Origin of the sequence: Paenibacillus lentimorbus NRRL B-30488, from assembly GCF_000411595.1 — a bacterium.
Classification (GTDB): domain Bacteria; phylum Bacillota; class Bacilli; order Bacillales; family Bacillaceae; genus Bacillus; species Bacillus velezensis.
The window spans coordinates 127,176-145,496 of the sequence record NZ_ANAT01000040.1; the positions used below are offsets into that span (position 1 = coordinate 127,176).

Consider the following 18,321-nt stretch of genomic DNA (forward strand, 5'->3'; position numbering starts at 1 on the left):
TCCTAACCCAATTTTTGAGATTGCAAGGATTTTTCTTTCGTGTACCAAATGAATTTCCCCGTGTATCCGTACAATATTGCCAGTCCGATAGATACAAAACTGAGCCACATGAACGGCAGATAAGAAAATGTGGATACGCCGAGAATACCGGCCATATAGATGCCGTTATCAGACCACGGCACCATCCCTGAAGTAAGCGTGCCGCCCACCTCTGCGTTCCGGGATAAAACTCTTCTGTCAAGTTTCAGTTTATCATAACTGTTCTCCATGATTTTCGGCGTCAGAATCAATGACACGTACATCGCACAGCCGAAAATGTTTCCTAAAAGGGCGACGATCAATGTCGAAAGCGTCACATTTCCCGGTGTGGTCAGCTTTTTCTCAAAAGTTGAGACAATCACTTTTAATACGCCGAGCTTCTCAAGAATTCCCCCAAAACCGAGACCGAACAGGATAACGACTAACGTATCCAGCATACCGGTAATGCCTCCGCGGTTTAACAGGCCGTTTAAAAATTCGACGTCCGTTTTAATGGAAAAACCATGATAAGCAGTCGCAATGGCATCGGCAAAATTCATTCCCTGAAAGACGGAAGCCCAGATTGCGCCAAGCAAAGCACCGATGACGATAACGGGCATAGACGGCTTTTTCAAAATCAGAAGGACAACGACGACAACAGCCGGAATGAGCATCCATATATGAATGTCAAACGTTTTCTGCAATGAAGATTTTAAAAATTCCACTTTGTCGAGATCAATATTTTTCCGCCGTATATAAATCCCGTTACGGTAAATAGAATGGCCGTAATAATATAGGACGGAATTGACAGATACATCATCGCTCTGACGTGTGACAGCACATCCACCTTAGAAAGCGTGGAGGCAAGCACCGTACTGTCAGACAGCGGTGAAAGCTTGTCTCCGAAGTAAGCGCCGGACAAAACGGCTCCCGCTACGATCGGAAGCGGTATACCCATTCCCTCTCCGATGGCAATCATGGCGATTCCCGCGGTTCCCACGGTTCCCCACGATGTTCCGGTCGCAACGGACATAACGGAACAGATAACCAGTGTAGCCAGAAGGAAAATATGAGGATTAATAAACTCTAAACCATAATAAATTAACGTCGGCACAACGCCGCCGGCAATCCATGTCCCGATGAGCGCACCGACCGAAACGAGAATCAACACCGCTTCAAGACCGTTTGATATCCCGGTGACAATGGCGGACTGCAAGTCTTTATATGAATATCCCAGCCTGACTCCGAGAATAATAGCGAAAAACCAAGATATTAATAGAGCTAGCTGGATCGGCAGGTCTAAAAACACTGTGAACGATAAGACAAGTGCTAAAAACCCGAATAATAAGATAATAATTTCCAATAAATTTGGCAATCTGACCTCTTTCACAAGAAAATCCCCCTAGAAGAAAAAAGCTAAAACGCTTTCATCAAATGATATAACAAATTATACTATACTGCCTCATCCCTTTGTATGGCAACCGCCTATTCACTGAAAAACGTGAAAAGGCGGTTGTTGTTGCTTTAAAATTTATTTTTCTAATAGATCTTTTCCGGCAATCCCCGGTTTTGTCATTTCATACGGATTCAAAATGATATCCAATTCTTCTTCTGTCAGTACATCATTTTGAAGGCAGAGATCTCTTACAGATTGCCCCGTCATGATGGCTTCACGGGCAATTCGCGCAGCCGCTTCATAGCCGAGGTGCGGATTGACCGCTGTAATGACGCCGACGCTTTTTTCCACGTATTGCTTCAGACGTTTTTCGTTGGCTTCAATTCCCGCCAGACAATGATCGGTAAATGAACGGAACCCGTTATTCATGATGCTGATGGATTGAAGCAGGTTAAATACGAGTACCGGCTCCATTACGTTAAGCTCCAGCTGGCCCGCTTCTGAAGCGAGGCAGATCGTATTGTCATTCCCGATGACCTGGAAGGCGATTTGGTTGATCAGCTCTGCCATTACAGGGTTGACTTTCCCTGGCATAATGGATGATCCCGGCTGACGGGCGGGCAGTGAAATTTCCGCAAGTCCCGCGCGCGGGCCTGAAGCCATTAAGCGCAGATCGTTGGCGATTTTAGACATGTTCATCATGCATACTTTCAACGCGGCTGAAACTTCCGTATACGCATCAGTGTTTTGTGTGGCGTCAACCAAATGGCCGGCACCGACAAGCGGCAGTCCGCTGATGTCAGCCAGGTGCTTTACAACCTGTTCTATGTAGCGCGGATCGGCGTTAAGCCCCGTCCCTACGGCCGTTGCCCCCATGTTGACTTCATACAGATGCTGGCGGGATTGTTTAATTCGCTTTATGTCACGCTCGAGCACGCGGCTGTATGCTTCAAATTCCTGTCCGAGACGGATCGGCACAGCGTCCTGAAGGTGTGTGCGCCCCATTTTAATGACAGAATCAAATTGTTTCGCTTTATCCTTAAAGACACTCAGCATATGCGCCATCGTATCAAGGAGCTTATCCAAAAGTTTTAAGGTGGAAATATGGATTGCCGTCGGGAACACGTCGTTCGTCGATTGTGACATGTTGACGTGTGTGTTCGGGCTGAGGTGAATGTATTCACCTTTTTTATGCCCCATGATTTCAAGCGCTCTGTTGCCGATTACTTCGTTGGCATTCATGTTCATGGACGTTCCGGCTCCCCCTTGGATCGGATCGACGATGAATTGGTCATGCCATTTCCCCTCAAGAATCTCGTCTGCGGCCTGGACAATCGCATTTCCGATTCCTTCATACAGCCGTTTTACATCCATATTGGCAAGCGCCGCCGCTTTTTTGACGATGGCGAGCGCATTAATCATTTCTTCGTGGATGCGGTATCCGGTAATCGGAAAGTTTTCTTTCGCGCGCAGCGTTTGTATTCCGTAATACACATCAGCTTCAATTTGTTTTTCTCCGAGGAAATCTTTTTCCTGACGATATTCTTTTTGCGCGTTTGTCATGCTAAAACCCTACTTTCTCTTTGTGGTAGTCATGTTTTTACAGTACAACGTCGTCTGCGATCGGTGTCTCCATAATGTTTTTGACTTCAGCCAAGTTGTGAGACTGGCCGAGCGCCCACATTAATTTCGGCACGATGGCTTCCGTGTTCATATTTCTGGAGCGGATAATGAGATCTTGATTGACTCTTCGGCCGACTTCATAGACGCTCATGTCCTCTCCTTCTTCAAGACATTGTGTCGTAATGACGACGACAATGCCGCTTTCAATCATTTCATTGACTTTGGCGAGAATGTCTCTTCCTTCAAACGGCACGCCGCCGCTGCCGTAGCTTTCAATGACGATCCCTTTGTACATGCCCTTTAATGCGTCAAACATTTCCGGTTTCAGCCCCGGGTGGAGCTTGAGCAGGCACACGTCCGTGCAAAGTGAGGTATTGACCGTAAAGGCATCGTCTTTTGACATGTGCACTTGTTTGTTGTATTCAATTCCGTTTTCGGTAATAAACGCGATATACGGATAGTTAATGCTCTCAAATGCATCATAGCTTTTCGTTCTTAATTTAATGGCGCGTGTGCCTTGAATGACTCTGCCGTCAAATACGACGTATACGCCGCCCACCCCTTCACATGCGAAGCGGATCGCGTCCGTGATATTTTTTTGGCATCGGTTTTTTGAAATGTAATCGGGATTTGCGAACCCGTAATGACGATCGGTTTATCAGCATGCTGAAGCATATAAGACAGTGCCGCTGATGTATAAGCCATTGTGTCTGTCCCGTGCGTAATGACGAACCCGTCATATGCGTCATATTTTTCTTTGACAGCATTTGCGATTTCGGCCCAGTATTCAGGCTGCATATTTGTGCTGTCGATGTTCATTAACGAATGGGTTTCCATCGTGTAATCGTTATCAAGTTTTGATACGTAGGTTAACAATTCGTCTGCTTTCACCCCGGGTGCAAGCCCGTTTTCTCCTTCGACTGAGGCGATTGTTCCTCCGGTTGTTAACAGCAATAATTTTTTCATACCCTGCACCTCTTCATCCATTTCTCAAGATGTGTTAAGCATTCGCTTTTCGCATACTTTTAATCAAATTATAGACAGACGATTGAAATTAATCAAGTGATTATTATTCAATTCGCGTACACTTTTGCATATCGATATGATATAATTTGCTCAAGTGAAAAGGAGCGGTTTTGAATATGAATTTAGATCGTTTAACTGAACTGAGAAAAAGAAAAATTGGTCTCTTCAATATACGGCTGACCGTCTCGGCATCGCCAAAAGCACGTACGCCGGGTATGAATCAGGATACCGGCGTCCGTCATTCGAGGCGCTGGGCACGCTTGCCGATCTGTTTGACACGACGTGCGACGATTTACTGGGGCGCACTGAAAAAAAGGCGGAGCCGTTTACCCAGACCATCGAATTAACAAACGCCGCACAAGGCCGCGGCACACTGACCGTTGACGGACAGCCGCTGAATCAGGATGAAATCATCGAATTGATTGCGTTTGTCCGCACGAAAAAGAAGGTGCAGGAGGAGCTCCGCTAAAATCCGGCTTTTACGGCTTGATTCTGCCGTACGTCCCTCCGCCCCCGGCCTCAAGGACGAGCTGCCCGGTGCGCGCTTTATGAATGACAGCCGCTATTTTAGGCTGGACGACACGCGCCAATTCCTCTTCTTGCGCCTGATGAAGAATCGCCATCTCCGTCCCGAAAGCCCGCTTCAGTTTGTCTAACGTTTTCGGCCCGACCCCCGGAATGAACTGCAGCGGGATTTGATGAATATACGGCGGCCGCGGCACGCGGCTTTTTTTCGGGCCGCTCAGTTCCTCCAGCCGTTCACTGACCCCTTTTGTCATTGTTTTCCCCCCGCACTCCGGACAGGCGGAAGCTCCTTTTTCAACCGGGCTGCCGCAGCGGTCGCAAGCCGTCCGGTAATACTTCCCGAGCTTCGGGTTCAGCCCGTAATTCGCCGTGATTTTTCTTCCGTCCTTCCCTTTTAAAGCCAGCGAAAATTCCGTGAAATTCGCTTCTTTAAGAAGCATTTCATTATATTCTCTGCCGATTTTTCCTAAGGAATGCGCATCAGAATTTGTTAAAAATGTATACGGATCAAGTTCCATTACCCGCGAAGCCATGTCGGTGTCGCAGCTTAACCCGAGTTCCGCCGCGTCAATGAGCGCCGGGTCGAAAACTTCTGTCAAAGAAGATATGACCCCTTTTCCGTACAGGCTTTTATGCGGGGTGAACATATGGGCGGGAATAAACAGCCCGCCCAATTGCTTTGTTTTCCTTTGAAGATTCAAACCGGTTTCATAAATACGCTGGGAACTGAGATGGATATTTTTAAGCCTTTTTGCGAGCCACTCAGAAAACATCTTCATTTCGGCAAGAGACGGCATAAAGACGAGAACGTGAATCGGCCCGCGGCATGTGTGATCATAGATTTCAAGCTCACTGCCCAATAGAAGCGTCGTATTCCGATACCGGATGCCGCCTTCTTTCAGCTCACGGTATCTGCCTTCATCAATTCCGCGCTCAATTTCTTCTATGACTTCCGGAGAATGGCAGTCGATGATGCCCAATAGTTCAATTCCCTTCCCCTCACTGGCCTCTTCTAAAATCCGGTGCAGCGTCAACGTTTTGGCCCCGGTGATTTTGACCGGTTTTCCCGTATAGGTGCGGCCGATATGAATATGCAGATCGGCATAGATGGTTTTCATCATTTTTCCTTCAGCGCTTCTTTCAGCTGGAGATACTGAATCGCGTACGCCGTTTTTGCGTCATACACCCTGCGGGATTCAATCAGCTTCACGGCCTCTTCAAGCGTGACCTGCATGACTTCGACAAATTCATCCTCATCCAGTTCGCGCTTTTCTTCCAGCGGCGAAAGCCCTTCCGCAAGAAAGAGATGCACGATTTCATCAGCAAACCCGGGTGATGTATAAAAAGCGGTGATTTTCGTCAAGGTTTCCGCCGTATATCCCGTTTCTTCCTCGAGCTCTCTTAACGCCGTATGTTCCGGCTCTTCCCCCTTTTCAAGCTTACCGGCCGGAATTTCAACGATTGTCCGTTCCAGCGGCTTTCTGAACTGGTTCACCAAAATGATTTTTCCTTCTTCGGTCACCGCGAGTACGGCCACTGCTCCCGGATGTTTGACGATTTCCCGCTTGCTTGTTTTTCCGTTCGGGAGCTCTACATCCTCTAAGTAAAGATCTATGACTTTCCCGTCATACAGCTTTTTTTTCGCAAGTGTTTTTTCTTCTAAATGTTTCATCATGTCATCTCCCGTTCTGTCTCTCTATTATGCCTCATATATTTTATCATACATGCATGAGAGGGAGGTGCTTTTCGATTGAAGGTGTACCGGAAGGATAAAAGTATCGTATTGGTCGGAAAGGCGTGGGAAGTGCGGGCTAAACTGAAAGAATACGGACGGACATTCCGCTATGTCGGAGATTGGATCACCGGGCCTTAACAGTTGAAAACTTCGCGCCTTTATATTACGGTCAATAAAAGACTATAAAAAGGAGCGAAACGATGAGAAAACGCACACTGGGACATTCTGATTTAGAAATAAGCGAAATCGGGCTCGGCTGTATGTCGCTGGGCACGGATAAAGCTGAAGCGCTGTCTATTTTGGATGAAGCGATCGAGCTTGGAATCAATTATTTAGATACCGCTGATCTTTATGATTTCGGCAGAAATGAGGAAATTGTCGGGGAGGCCGTCAAAAACCGCAGGCACGACATCATTTTAGCCACGAAAGCCGGAAACCGCTGGAATGATGATAAAGACGGCTGGCATTGGGACGCCTCCAAAGGATACATAAAAGAAGCGGTCAAAAACAGTCTGCGCCGGCTGAAAACGGACTATATCGACCTTTATCAGCTGCATGGCGGCACGATGGAAGACCATATTGACGAAACGATCGAAGCGTTTGAGGACTTAAAACAGGAAGGTGTCATCCGGTATTACGGCATTTCCTCGATTCGTCCGAATGTCATTAAAGAATATGTGAAAAAATCAAATATCACCAGCGTTATGATGCAATACAGCCTGCTGGACCGGCGTCCCGAGGAGTGGCTTCCCCTTTTAGAGGAGAACGGGATCAGCGTTGTCGCCAGAGGGCCTGTCGCTAAAGGGCTTCTTACGAAAAAACCGCTTGATCAAGCAGCCGCAAGCGTAAAAGAGAACGGCTATTTAACATATTCTTTTGCGGAACTGGAAGAAACCAAAAAAGCGATCAGCGCTGCCGCACCTGACTTGAGCATGACGGAGCTTTCCCTTCAATACTTACTGTCACAGCCGGCCGTCGCTTCTGTCATCACCGGAGCCAGCTCACTTGAGCAGCTGAGAGAAAACTGTTCGGCTGCAGAGGCCCGGCGTTTAAGCAGCCAGGAAATCAAAGCCCTGCAATACCATACAAAACGGGACGTATACGAAGCCCATCGTTCTTAAACAATAAAACCGGCACCTTGTCAGATGCCGGTTTATTTATATTTGTGCCAATCGAGACTGCTTTCATTCAGCAGCTCTTCAAAGCTTTTATGTTTTTCTTTTTCTTTTCGTTTTCTGATTTGTTCCGCTTTTTGCTGCGCCTGTTTTTTCTCGTCTTCTTCCTTCAGCTCACTTTTCATTTGCAAAAGCCTGGCCTTCAGATCTTCCCCCAGATCGTCTTTTAAGCTGTGTTTTCTTTAGGCAGCTGCTTTTTCATCATTACGCCCCCCGTATCTGAATATGGTGAAGCAAGTGTACCACGGAGCGCCGGCGGCCGGCAACGTTCACGGGCCTGAAAAGCCGGAGGAAGAATTTTCCATATGAAAGGAGGGTGCCTGTGTGAAAAAATGGCTGGCGGTGTTCGGTTCGGCTTGCGCAGTCTTTTTGGCTGCCGGATTCGCTTTTACGAATCTGATTATGTTTATGAAGAAAAAGACGGATGAAGATATCATGAAAAAGAAACGGCCGACGGGCATGATAGATTTGATTCCTTTCAGGCCATGGAAAAAGAAGAGGCCGTCATCCTGTCACGCCACGGGTATGAGATCAAAGGCTTTTACGTCGCCCCGCATCATACGGCAAACACCATGATTATTTGTCACGGCGTTACCGTAAATTCGTTCAATTCATTGAAATACATGGATTTATTTTTAGATTTAGGCTGGAATGTGCTCGTATATGACCACCGCGGGCACGGAAAAAGCGGCGGCAGAACGACGAGCTACGGCTATTTTGAAAAAGATGATTTGGAAGAAGCCGTGAATTGGGTGAGACACAAAACGAGAGACGGCGGTCAAATCGGCATCCACGGGGAATCGATGGGAGCGGTGACGGCCTTATTATACGCGGGCGGGCATCAGGATGAAAACGGCGCTGATTTTTATATTGCGGACTGTCCGTTCGCAAGCTTTCGCGATCAGCTCGCCTACAGGCTGAAGCGGGAGTTCCGGCTGCCTCCGTGGCCGCTTCTGCCTTTGGCTGATTTCTTTTTGCGGATGAGAGAAGGATACCGTATCCGTGATGTATCGCCTTTATCGGTTATCAGCCGAATCCGGCAGCCCGTGCTGTTTATTCACAGTAAGGAAGATGATTATATACCTCCCGCTTCTTCCGAATTGCTGCACCGCAGAAAACGCGGCCCGAAGATGCTCTATCTGGCCGAATCGGGCGGGCATGCCATGTCGTACACCAAAAATCCGGAGAGCTACCGCAAAGCCGTTCAAACCTTTTTAGATACCATGACGCAAACGTAAAAAAGCGAAAGAACGTATGCTGGTTCTTTCGCTTTCCCGTCATAAAACGTCGGTAATCCCGTCCATATTTTCTCCGATCCAGTCAATGGCGAGGTCGATTGTCGTAAACTCCTGCGCTTTGAAGGTCATCTCATCCTGAAGCAGCCAGACATCCTTCTGAACGGATTCAGCGCCTCCGATGGACCAGTGCAGCAGACTGTACGGGTGGTTGTTGTTCAGAAAGGATACCCACGTTTTATGCTGTGCCGTCTGTTTAATGGCTTTCAGCTTTTGATTCACTTTCCGTTTCTCCCTGCTTTACTAATATGCTCATTCTCGGGCTCAGCATCTCTGCCGGGCTTTTTAAGACGAGCGTTTTTGCCTTTTCATTGTAATCGATTGTCATTTCCTCGTCAAAAAACACTTTTTGTGAGGTCTGGATGTAAAGCGGAAGTCCGTTGGTTTCAATGGCCTCGCATTGTCCCGTTAATTCGTCCGCCAGCCAGATGGTCGGCACGCCGCTCACCGCGCACCCGCAGCCTTCTGCGTCATAGCGGAGCTGCGCTTTTTTCCCCGGGTTGGCGTCCATCGCCTGCTGAAGTGTGTGTTTCGCCGCATCCGTCACATGTATTTGCATAGATGATCCTCCGTTTTTCATTTTCGCCATTGTAGCATACCGGAGCCGCTGTATGCATTGTTTCTGCTTTCTTTACAGAAGCCCGCTCTCCCAGTCCTTTGCCTCTTGTTCAGCCGCCTTGATCCAGTCATTTTTCCCTTCACTATACTTTGCCGTATCGTACGGGTATGCCTTAGCGAGCCGCCGTTTCAGTTCCATGTATTGAGCCGCTTTTTCAGGCTTTGCAGTGAGGTAATCCCGGAACAGCAGATGACGCTTCACATCCGGATGGCCTGTTTCGTATATGTGGATGTGGTGTGTGCGCTTGCTGCCGCCTTTTTGAAAGAAACGCCGGCCCTCTATCCCGTTTTCTCCTTTCGCCTCATAGCCGAGTGCTTCCAGCTGCGGACTGAATCGGTCAGCGTCCGAAATATCTTTGACCTCCGCCAGTATATCAATGACGGGTTTTGCGGCCATTCCCGGGATGGAGGTGCTGCCGATATGGCTGACAGAATGAAGAGCGGGGCCGAAGATTCGGATCAAGTCCGCCTTCTCTCTTTCAAACATCTCTTTCCATTCCGGCTTGTACGGAACAACTTCCGCTTTCCTCTTCGGATAAAGATGAAAAAACGAGAGGGTCAGCCCTTCCGGCGTCTCTGTCTGTCCGGCTTCTATGAACCCGGTTTTTAAATAGAGAGAGACTGCCGGAACGTTTTGACTGGCGGTAGCCGCCTCTATTTTTTGGGCGTCCCGGTTTTGATCTATCACAAATTGAATAAGCGCCTGTCCGATTCCTTTCCGAAAGCCGGACGGGTGCACCGTCAGCCTGCATATGACAAGGTCATATCCCTTTTTTTCATACGAAATGACGCCTGCAAGCCGATCTTTTTCCTTGAAACCGGCAAACGTCTCCCGTGACCGCTGTATGTCATCGGGTGTTTCATGCAGGGCTGGAATGCCGAAAAAGCCGATCAGCTCGGCTTCTTTTTGATAAGAGCAGCGTTGAACCGCCGCAATTTCCCGCGCCGTCTGTTCTTGTGTATGCCGTAAAAATGTAATCAATCTTCCGCCCCTTTTGACGCAAACATCCGCTGTGACTCCGTCTTCGTAATGCGGACCGCGTACGCTTCATACCAGGCGCTTTTTCCTTTTGTTTTGCCGCCCGGTGGTCAGTATGGTCTTTCCACCTTTTAATCGCCTCCAGGCTGTCCCAGTAGGAAACCGTGATGCCGCAGCCGTTTTCCTCCCGAACGCTTTCCGCGCCTAAAAAGCCCGGCTGTCCGCCTGCCAAATTCATCATGCGCTCTGCCGTATGCTCATATTCCTCATCATATTTTCCCTTTATTGATGAAAAAATGACCGCATAATAGGGCGGTTTGGGCGTGTCAGCTAAAAAACCCATATTCATCCCCCTCTACATATATTTCACAAACAGAATCCGGTCTTCTCCCGGACCGTCATAATTCGCAAAAACAGGGATTCCGTTTACGGTTTTGGTTCCTTTTTCAACTTCAAAGCCTAATTTTGTATGATAAGCGATTGATACTTTATTGACAGGCGCCGTCACGCAATTGACTTTTGTGCAGCCCCTTTTTTTCACCGTCTCCATAAATCGATCGTAGAGCTGTTTTCCAATTTGCATTTTTCTGAAATCCGGATGCACACCGGAAAAATGAATGTAGGCTGTCTCAGGGTCTGATTGTGACTGAAAACCGATTAAAAAACCGGTCATTCCCTCCGGCCCGTACGTGATAAAGCTCGTGTCCTGAAAATGTTCAAAAAACAAGCGCGGCAGTTTGTCTTTCATCTGCCTGCCGCCCCACCATTCATTCAAAACAGACGTAACCATTTCATAGTCTTCAGAGGTAATTGTTCGAATATCCATTATCGATTGACTCTCCTTTTCGTCCGGCAAAATGAATGTCAGCTCTTCTCATTGGAATATAAAAAATTATATGTGGGTTGTTTGCAATTGTAAATGATTTCTTTTCAAGCAAACGAATCAGCACGTCTTCCAGCCGGGGAATGATTTACCAGTATAAACGTGATCATTGTTCGGGTACAATGAAAAAACAGAACAAACGTTCCCGGAGGTTTTTTTATGGCTGATATTCTTCTTGTTGATATGCAATCGTTTTATGCGTCTGTAGAAAAAGCGGAAGCGCCTCATCTCAAAAGCCGGCCCGTGATTGTCTCGGGAGATCCCGAAAGACGCAGCGGCGTCGTGCTTGCGGCTTGTCCGCTCGCCAAACGATACGGCGTAAAAAATGCCGAACGGCTGTGGGAAGCGCAGGCCAAATGTCCCGACGCCGTTATTGTCCGTCCGCGGATGCAGCGGTATATTGATGTATCCGTCATGATTACCGAACTGTTTGAACGATATACCGATCTTGTAGAACCCTACTCCATCGATGAGCAGTTTCTCGACGTGACCGGAAGCAGGCGGCTGTTCGGTGATCCTTTTACAATTGCCGAAAGCATTCAGCAAGCGATTATGCGTGAATTCGGAATTTATGCCCGTGTCGGCATCGGACCGAATAAGGCGCTCGCGAAAATGGCTTGCGACCATTTTGCCAAAAAAACGCATCCGGCATCTACAGATTGGATATGTCAAATATCAGGGAGGATCTGTGGCCGCTGCCGGTCGGAAAATTATTCGGCATCGGAAAACGGATGGAGCATCATTTAAGACGGATGGGCATCAGCACAATCGGCGGGCTTGCCGGGCACCCCGCCGAACTGCTGAAAAAACGCTGGGGCATTAACGGCGAATTGCTTCAGCGGACAGCCCGCGGCATCGATCCCTCTCCGGTCACCGTCAACACGCACAGCCGGCAAAAAGCGATCGGCCATAACATGACCCTCCCGAGAGACTACAGCCGCTTTGAGGATATCAAAGTCGTGCTGCTGGAGTTAAGCGAAGAAGTGGCCCGCCGCGCCCGTTTCAAACAATACATCGGCCATACGGTTTCGGTCAGCATCAGAGGCGCTGATTTTGAATTCCCTTCAGGTTTTCACAGACAGAGAAAGCTGGTGTCTCCGACTAATTTCGGAATGGATATTTTTAAAGCGGCGGTCAAGCTCTTCAAAGAGCATTGGAACGGTGAGCCCGTCCGCAGCGCCGGCGTCTCCCTTTCCCAGCTGGAGCCCTGTGATTATGTTCAGCTGAGCCTGTTTGATGCTCAGGAAAAAAAGATCAGTCTCGGCAAAGTATTGGATGATATTCATGAGCGGTACGGTCCTGCGTCGCTCCTCCATGCCGCTTCACTGACAGAGGCCGGCCAAGCCTTTCACCGGGCTGAAAAAATCGGCGGGCATTACAAATAATTGAGGTGATATACATGAATCCGAACAAATTAACACCCGGGTATAATGTCATGTGGGAATCAAGCCGGATGATGCTGCCCGAACATCGGGAGCAGCTGCTTGCAAAAAAACGAAAAGAACGGGAATTCCGGCCTCCGGAACTGAGCGAAGAGCAACTGAACGACATGAACCGCATCATTGCGGCGTCGATTGAAGAAGACAGAGCCATCTCGGTCACCTATGCTTCAGCACACGGCCCCCGCCGCTTTTGGGGATGGGTAAAACAAGTGAGGCATGACGAAAAACGTTTAAAAATCATAAACGATGAAGATGCGTTAACGCTGCCGTTTCATCTTATTCTCTCGGCTGAACTGGAATAAAAGCCTAAATCGTCCTGACAGAAAATATGATAGAAGAGTGGGAGGATCACATGATATTTAGTAGAATAAAGATGAATGACAAGAATAGGAGAATATATGATGGATCAATTTATAGAAAAAATGCTGGGACAAGCCCTCCGCCAGTATGGACGGAATGTGTCGACAGATCCGCTGAGCCCCTATGAAAAACAGAGTTTAAAAAAAGCTTTAGAAGAAAGAAGGAATGAAGAACCCGATGAGGATCTCCATGCCCATGTAGAAGATATTATCTACGATTACGTCACCAATCAGGGGCAGTTTTCCTGACACGGACGTTTATGCACCGGGCGATAAGGGAAACGTCCGAGAGTAAACCCTTAAAGATTGCGTGGTGGAGGATATGCCTGTCGGGCCTTATTTCAAGATCGGTTATGCCGTTCTTCTGTTATTTCTCATCATTTATCTCGGAACATTAATAGACTTTTTGTTCCAGCCTGTTGTGATTACGGTTAAAACCTTGTTTCCGCCCATTGTATTATCGGGCGTCCTTTACTATTTGTGCCGCCCGCTCGTTAGAGTGCTGCATGCGAAATTAAAGCTGCCCGAAGGAATGGCGATTTTAGCGATTTATGCGGGAACAGCCGGCCTTCTTGTCCTCTTCCTTTATACGGCGGGCCCTGCCGTTCAAAAACAGTTTACAGCCTTCACAGAACATATTCCGGAGCTTTCCGCAAAAGCTGAAAATTGGATCGGCCATCTTCAGGACAGCAAATGGTTTTCCCGGCTTCAGCATGGGGATTCCTTTAAAAAATTAGCGGACAAAGCCGCAAATTATTCCGGTTCAATCGCTGATTCTCTCAGCAGCCTGGCCGGTACGGCTGCCAATGCCGCCATCACCGCAGCCATTATTCCGTTTGCGCTGTATTACATGTTAAAAGAAGGAAATAAAGCCCCCCGGCGACTGCTGCGGCTTCTTCCGGAAAAACATCAAAAAGAAGGAAAACAAATCCTTCGGGACATGGATGAAGCTCTCAGTTCATACATACAAGGACAGCTGCTCGTCAGTTTCTGTGTCGGCGTTCTCGTCACAATCGGCTATTTTATCATCGGGCTCGATTATCCGCTCGTTCTGGGCGCGTTCGCCATGGTGACAAACCTGATTCCGTTTATCGGGCCTTGGATCGGCACATTTCCCGGAGTCATTGTCGGATTGTTCGATTCACCGACCGAGGCGGTGCTGGTGATTACGGTCGTCGTCATTGTCCAGCAGCTTGAAAGCCAGCTGATTTCCCCGCAAATTATGGGACGGAAGCTGGACATTCACCCGCTGACCATTATTTTTCTTCTGCTTGCCGCCGGCAAATTCTCAGGAATTGCCGGGATGCTGCTGGCCATCCCGGGATATGCGGCCGCAAAAGTGGTCATAAGCCACATGCAGAAACTATTCATTCTCAGAAAAACACAAAGCTAAGAGAGAAATGATTCATCCCCATGTCTTCACATCGGTCAAAATGAAAAAACGGCGGGCTGAAGAAGCCCGCCGCACACGGAGGTAAAAAAGATGAACATCGGTGATGTCATTTTTCAATTGATCTCATTTATTGCAGCCGCATTTTTCCTGTTTGCCGTGATATACGTATTCAGAAGCTTGAAGCAGCGCCGCATACAATTGGACAGAATCGAAAAGAAACTCGACGCGCTGCGCGAAGAAAAAACGAAAAGTTATAGTTCATTCAGAATCAGAGGCAGGCGCAGCCAGCTCCACCTTTATCCGATCCGGGTCCTCCGTGTATACGGCGTAATGCGTGCTTCCGCCTGCATATGGATGGCGGTCCCTGTAAAGCACGGGGCATCCTCTGGCAAGCAGCTTTTCCGTCATCCCGTCAACCTGCTCTCTTGATGCAGCATGAAAAGCCAGATGGTTCAGCCCGACCCGGCATCTGTGGTACTCCGGTGTTAAAAAACGCTCCTCTGTCTGTACAAGCACAACATAAAATCCTGCGTTTTTCCAGCTGATGCCGGAGTCCCAATTTTGAAACTCCCTATAACCGAGCTCACCTAAAAACCATCCCCAAAACCGGGCGGAGGCTTTCAAGTCAGATACATACAATTCAATATGATGCATCATAATATTCGCTTCCTCCTCATATCACACCCGCCTTACCAGCACCTCTTCAACTTTATGGCCGTCACCTTTTCTCAAAATCAAATCCGATCTGAATTTTGTCGGCAGGATATTTTCATACAGATTCGGACGGTTGACGCTCTCCCAAATGGAGGCGGCCATGGTATCCGCTTCTGCATCAGACAAATCCTTAAATTTATGAAAATAAGAAGCCGGATCCTGAAAAGCGGTTTCTCTTAAGAGGCGGAAACGCTCCAAATACCACGTGAAAATCCGGCTTTCTTCGGCATCCACATAGATCGAAAAATCAAAGAAATCCGATACAAAAATCCGCGGATCTTCCCTGTCGTCCTCTAAGGTTGGCGACTGCAGGACATTGATTCCTTCGATAATAACGATATCCGCACCTTCGACAACCTCGACGGCGCCCTCTTCCCTGTCATAGGTAAGATGGGAGTATACGGGCGCCTCCACTCTCTCTTTCCCTGACTTTATATCGTTCAGAAACTCAAGCAGCGCTTTCACATCGTAACTTTCCGGAAATCCCTTTCTGGACAGAAGGTTTTCCTTTTAATTCCGCCGTCGGATACAAGAAACCGTCGGTTGTCACCAGGCTCACCTTCGGCCTGTCCGGCAGACGGGAAAGAAGCTTTTGCAAAATTCTCGCCGTCGTGCTTTTGCCGACGGCGACGCTGCCCGCGATTCCGATGATAAACGGGATTTTCGCTGAATGCGGATGTTTCAGAAACACGTTGACATGCTGATTCCGTCTTGCGGCAGACGTGACATGAAGATGGAGCAGGCGCACAAGCGGAATATAAATCGTTTCTACTTCTTCCACCGACAGGTAGTCATTCAGCCCCTCTACGGCCTTGGCTTCTTCCTCTGAAACGGCAATGGAAAGATGGCCGCCGAATCCGGCCCACGACTCGCGGCTGTGCTGCGTATACAATGTATGTAAGTTCAATTCTTTACTTTTCACAATTCACACCAATCTCTCTGTATGGCTTTCCGATTAAAAACAAACGCTTACAAAGATTGTAACGGAAAACCGCCTCACTGTCTGCCCATTTTTTCACAAATGAGGAACCGATCCGGCTGTACTCTTCCATTTCCTCCTTGGGAACCATGCTTCCGCCGGTGCTCCACACAAGGTGCACGGCATTTTCCATCTCAAGCCCCCGCTCTTTTATATAACGGTTTCCGGCTTCGGTCTGAACGAACTTGACGGCTCCGGCCATACCGGCAAGTGCAGAGGGTTCAAGGCTCTTATTCTCGGCCGCTCTTAATTGATAAAGCAGCGAAAAAAGCGTGCCGTCATCAGCGGTATAACAGCCGCTGAGTATAGGCTCCATCAGAGGGCCGGCCAGTCCGGACGGCCTTCCTACCGCAAGTCCGTCGGCGGCTGTTTGATTATCAAGGCCGATATCCTGCACGCTGATTCCGTCATGCAAGCCGGAAAACAGTCCTAACAGCATACACGGTGAATGCGTCGGCTCACCGAAAAAAATATGGACATGCCCGCCATAGATCAGCTTTAGCGCAAGCGCGACGCCGCCCGGGCCTCCTCCGACCCCGCACGGCAAATAAACGAAAAGCGGTTCATCTGCACCAGGCTTTATGTTCATTTGATCGAGCTGATTTTTCACACGGCATCCCGCAACGGCATACCCCAAAAACAGATCCCGGGAATGCTCATCATCAATAAAATAACAATAAGGGTCCTGCTTCGCCTGCATGCGCCCCTCTTTGACAGCCAGACTGTAGTCTGCTTCATATTCGATGACGCGAACCCCCTTTTCCCGGAGCAGCTCCTTTTTCCACTGCTTTGCGTCACTGGACATATGAACGGTCACACAAAAGCCGAGCTTCGCGCCGATTATGCCGATACTCAGACCTAAATTGCCCGTAGAACCGACGGCTATAGAGTATTTTGAGAAAAAAGCGGTAAACCGTTCTTCAGTCAATATGCTGTAATCATCGTCTGTTGAGAGCATTCCCGCTTTTACCGCGAGGTCTTCGGCATGCTTCAGCACTTCGTAAATCCCGCCGCGCGCTTTAATGGAACCGGAAATCGGAAGTTCGTCGTCGCATTTCAAAAGCAGACGCCCGGGGAAAGCCTGAGCGGCGCTTTGTTCCAGACGCTTTTTCATTTCATTGATGAAGACAAGCGGAGACTCAATGAGGCCTCCCGCCGCTTCCGTCTCCGGAAAAGCCGACGCGATATAAGGCGCAAACCGGCGCAGCCTTTCTTCCGCTTCGGCAATCTCCTTTTTCCATTCAGCGCCATTCTTTACTGGATCATCGGTTTTATGCGGGTTGATCCAAAATACTTCACGCGCCTCCGCCATTTGCCTGACTAAAGGCTCTGCCATCAATGCCTTGTGTATATCCCGGTCGGACATTCCTTTCTCCCCCTTGTTACTTTTTCTTTAATGCGCGGCCGGCCAGTTTTTCTGTAAACGAAGGGAAAAGCTGATACAGCTTCGTCCCGAGACTCATCCATCGCGGAAGATTCATTTCCCGTTTATCCGTCAGAATTACGGATGTAATACGCTCTGCCACATGGTCGGCATCAAGCATCCACCTGCCGACGCTTTTCACATAACCGCCCTCTTTATCTGCAATTGTAAAGAAGTCTGTTTTGATCGGACCGGGATTAACCGTTGTCACAGCTACACCCGTACCGGCCAGTTCAAGCCGCAGCGCATTGGAATACCCTAAAACGGCGTGTTTCGTAGCGGAATAAAGGCTTGATTTCGGCGTCGCCAGTTTGCCGGCCTGTGAAGCGATATTGATAATATGGCCGCTTTTGGCGTGAAGCATCACCGGAAGACAGGCTTTCGTACAGGCAATTAATCCGAATACATTGACTTCAAACATCGCCTTCATATCATCCAAAGATGCATCAGCGGCCGTTTCAAAAATGCCGAAGCCGGCGTTGTTGATTAATACATCAACATGACCGATCAAACGCCTTACGTTTTCAGCCTCTTCTGCATGCCGGACGTCAAACGGAATGACATCACACTGTCCGCCGCGCGCGGTAATCGTTTTTTCACTTCCTGCAAGCGGTCCTCCCGCCTGGCGGATAAAAAAACATGAGCCCCTTCTGCCGCGCAGGAATATGCAAGCCGTTCTCCGAGTCCGCCGGATGCTCCGGTGATCCAAATCCGCTTATCCGTTAATCTGCCCATTTC

Annotated in this window: 13 protein-coding genes and 11 pseudogenes; 9 read left to right on the forward strand and 15 right to left on the reverse strand. The window is 48.6% G+C overall.

The window, feature by feature from the left end:
* Nucleotides 1-2: 2 nt before the first annotated feature.
* The 3 genes and pseudogenes from nhaC to D368_RS18215 form a co-directional block, all read right to left on the reverse strand.
* A pseudogene (gene nhaC / locus D368_RS18205) lies at nucleotides 3-1,408 on the reverse strand (Na+/H+ antiporter NhaC).
* 141 nt (nucleotides 1,409-1,549) lie between these two features.
* Complete coding sequence (aspA, locus tag D368_RS18210; protein ID WP_003153322.1) at nucleotides 1,550-2,977, reverse strand: aspartate ammonia-lyase; 1,428 nt, start codon at nucleotides 2,975-2,977, stop codon at nucleotides 1,550-1,552.
* A gap of 37 nt (nucleotides 2,978-3,014) precedes the next feature.
* Nucleotides 3,015-4,003, reverse strand: a pseudogene (locus tag D368_RS18215) (type I asparaginase).
* Nucleotides 4,004-4,179: 176 nt separating this feature from the next.
* Between D368_RS18215 and D368_RS18220 the strand changes: the two are divergent.
* Nucleotides 4,180-4,532: pseudogene (locus tag D368_RS18220) on the forward strand (helix-turn-helix domain-containing protein).
* 10 nt (nucleotides 4,533-4,542) lie between these two features.
* Here D368_RS18220 and D368_RS18225 read toward each other — a convergent pair.
* Both D368_RS18225 and D368_RS18230 read right to left on the reverse strand, forming a co-directional pair.
* Entirely contained in the window at nucleotides 4,543-5,706 is a 1,164-nt protein-coding gene (locus D368_RS18225; protein ID WP_062623513.1) for a TIGR00375 family protein, read from the reverse strand.
* Nucleotides 5,706-6,260, reverse strand: coding sequence for an NUDIX hydrolase (locus tag D368_RS18230; protein ID WP_003153317.1), 555 nt, complete (start codon nucleotides 6,258-6,260; stop codon nucleotides 5,706-5,708). The genes D368_RS18225 and D368_RS18230 overlap by 1 nt, the downstream gene beginning before the upstream one ends.
* 78 nt (nucleotides 6,261-6,338) lie before the next feature.
* On the opposite strand from D368_RS18230, the gene mciZ reads away from it, so the two are divergent.
* Both mciZ and D368_RS18240 read left to right on the forward strand, forming a co-directional pair.
* Nucleotides 6,339-6,461 carry a Z-ring formation inhibitor MciZ gene (mciZ, locus tag D368_RS18235; protein WP_003153315.1) on the forward strand — a complete coding sequence of 41 codons (123 nt, stop codon included), beginning with the start codon at nucleotides 6,339-6,341 and terminating at the stop codon, nucleotides 6,459-6,461.
* 62 nt (nucleotides 6,462-6,523) lie between these two features.
* Complete coding sequence (locus D368_RS18240) at nucleotides 6,524-7,444, forward strand: aldo/keto reductase (protein WP_071391661.1); 921 nt, start codon at nucleotides 6,524-6,526, stop codon at nucleotides 7,442-7,444.
* Between the two features lie 32 nt (nucleotides 7,445-7,476).
* Here the strand turns inward: D368_RS18240 and D368_RS18245 are convergent.
* Nucleotides 7,477-7,700 (reverse strand): annotated as a pseudogene (locus D368_RS18245) (YqkE family protein).
* A 122-nt stretch (nucleotides 7,701-7,822) separates the two neighbouring features.
* On the opposite strand from D368_RS18245, the pseudogene D368_RS18250 reads away from it, so the two are divergent.
* Nucleotides 7,823-8,736: pseudogene (locus D368_RS18250) on the forward strand (alpha/beta hydrolase).
* Nucleotides 8,737-8,775: 39 nt separating this feature from the next.
* Here D368_RS18250 and D368_RS18255 read toward each other — a convergent pair.
* The 5 genes and pseudogenes from D368_RS18255 to D368_RS18275 all read right to left on the reverse strand — a co-directional run bounded on the left by D368_RS18255 (nucleotide 8,776) and on the right by D368_RS18275 (nucleotide 11,216).
* Nucleotides 8,776-9,015 (reverse strand): DUF2552 family protein, encoded by a 240-nt coding sequence (locus tag D368_RS18255; protein WP_003153307.1) that lies wholly within the window; start codon nucleotides 9,013-9,015, stop codon nucleotides 8,776-8,778.
* Entirely contained in the window at nucleotides 8,990-9,352 is a 363-nt protein-coding gene (locus tag D368_RS18260; protein WP_014305346.1) for an iron-sulfur cluster biosynthesis family protein, read from the reverse strand. The genes D368_RS18255 and D368_RS18260 overlap by 26 nt, the downstream gene beginning before the upstream one ends.
* Nucleotides 9,353-9,424: 72 nt before the next feature.
* Nucleotides 9,425-10,393 carry a bifunctional GNAT family N-acetyltransferase/GrpB family protein gene (locus tag D368_RS18265; RefSeq protein WP_071391658.1) on the reverse strand — a complete coding sequence of 323 codons (969 nt, stop codon included), beginning with the start codon at nucleotides 10,391-10,393 and terminating at the stop codon, nucleotides 9,425-9,427.
* Nucleotides 10,390-10,733 (reverse strand): annotated as a pseudogene (locus tag D368_RS18270) (antibiotic biosynthesis monooxygenase family protein). The gene D368_RS18265 and the pseudogene D368_RS18270 overlap by 4 nt, the downstream one beginning before the upstream one ends.
* Before the next feature lie 12 nt (nucleotides 10,734-10,745).
* Entirely contained in the window at nucleotides 10,746-11,216 is a 471-nt protein-coding gene (locus D368_RS18275) for a GNAT family N-acetyltransferase (protein ID WP_003153297.1), read from the reverse strand.
* A 216-nt stretch (nucleotides 11,217-11,432) separates the two neighbouring features.
* Here D368_RS18275 and D368_RS18280 point away from each other — a divergent pair.
* The 5 genes and pseudogenes from D368_RS18280 to D368_RS18300 form a co-directional block, all read left to right on the forward strand.
* Nucleotides 11,433-12,658: pseudogene (locus D368_RS18280) on the forward strand (DNA polymerase IV).
* 14 nt (nucleotides 12,659-12,672) lie between these two features.
* A complete protein-coding gene (locus D368_RS18285; protein WP_071391657.1) occupies nucleotides 12,673-13,017 on the forward strand; it encodes a YolD-like family protein in 345 nt (114 codons plus the stop codon).
* Between the two features lie 99 nt (nucleotides 13,018-13,116).
* Nucleotides 13,117-13,323: a YqzH family protein gene (locus D368_RS18290; protein WP_003153294.1), complete on the forward strand. Its 207-nt coding sequence runs from the start codon at nucleotides 13,117-13,119 to the stop codon at nucleotides 13,321-13,323.
* A gap of 73 nt (nucleotides 13,324-13,396) precedes the next feature.
* Nucleotides 13,397-14,467 carry an AI-2E family transporter gene (locus D368_RS18295; protein WP_128575029.1) on the forward strand — a complete coding sequence of 357 codons (1,071 nt, stop codon included), beginning with the start codon at nucleotides 13,397-13,399 and terminating at the stop codon, nucleotides 14,465-14,467.
* Nucleotides 14,468-14,557: 90 nt separating this feature from the next.
* Nucleotides 14,558-14,716: pseudogene (locus D368_RS18300) on the forward strand (DUF4083 family protein); the annotation flags it as partial.
* 9 nt (nucleotides 14,717-14,725) lie between these two features.
* Here D368_RS18300 and D368_RS18305 read toward each other — a convergent pair.
* The 4 genes and pseudogenes from D368_RS18305 to D368_RS18320 form a co-directional block, all read right to left on the reverse strand.
* Complete coding sequence (locus D368_RS18305) at nucleotides 14,726-15,121, reverse strand: VOC family protein (RefSeq protein ID WP_128575032.1); 396 nt, start codon at nucleotides 15,119-15,121, stop codon at nucleotides 14,726-14,728.
* Nucleotides 15,122-15,145: 24 nt separating this feature from the next.
* Nucleotides 15,146-16,103, reverse strand: a pseudogene (coaA, locus tag D368_RS18310) (type I pantothenate kinase).
* An 88-nt stretch (nucleotides 16,104-16,191) separates the two neighbouring features.
* A pseudogene (gene dsdA, locus D368_RS18315) lies at nucleotides 16,192-17,526 on the reverse strand (D-serine ammonia-lyase); the annotation flags it as partial.
* 16 nt (nucleotides 17,527-17,542) lie between these two features.
* Nucleotides 17,543-18,318: pseudogene (locus D368_RS18320) on the reverse strand (SDR family NAD(P)-dependent oxidoreductase).
* Nucleotides 18,319-18,321 lie beyond the last annotated feature (3 nt).

Bases quoted from the DNA above. Each gene is read 5' to 3' on its own strand.
- D368_RS18240 (WP_071391661.1), top strand. From the start codon at position 6,524: ATGAGAAAACGCACACTGGGACATTCTGATTTAGAAATAAGCGAAATC.
- aspA (WP_003153322.1), bottom strand. From the start codon at position 2,977: ATGACAAACGCGCAAAAAGAATATCGTCAGGAAAAAGATTTCCTCGGA.
- D368_RS18295 (WP_128575029.1), top strand. From the start codon at position 13,397: ATGCCTGTCGGGCCTTATTTCAAGATCGGTTATGCCGTTCTTCTGTTA.
- D368_RS18260 (WP_014305346.1), bottom strand. From the start codon at position 9,352: ATGCAAATACATGTGACGGATGCGGCGAAACACACACTTCAGCAGGCG.
- D368_RS18225 (WP_062623513.1), bottom strand. From the start codon at position 5,706: ATGAAAACCATCTATGCCGATCTGCATATTCATATCGGCCGCACCTAT.
- D368_RS18275 (WP_003153297.1), bottom strand. From the start codon at position 11,216: ATGGATATTCGAACAATTACCTCTGAAGACTATGAAATGGTTACGTCT.
- D368_RS18290 (WP_003153294.1), top strand. From the start codon at position 13,117: ATGGATCAATTTATAGAAAAAATGCTGGGACAAGCCCTCCGCCAGTAT.
- D368_RS18305 (WP_128575032.1), bottom strand. From the start codon at position 15,121: ATGCATCATATTGAATTGTATGTATCTGACTTGAAAGCCTCCGCCCGG.
- D368_RS18285 (WP_071391657.1), top strand. From the start codon at position 12,673: ATGAATCCGAACAAATTAACACCCGGGTATAATGTCATGTGGGAATCA.
- D368_RS18230 (WP_003153317.1), bottom strand. From the start codon at position 6,260: ATGAAACATTTAGAAGAAAAAACACTTGCGAAAAAAAAGCTGTATGAC.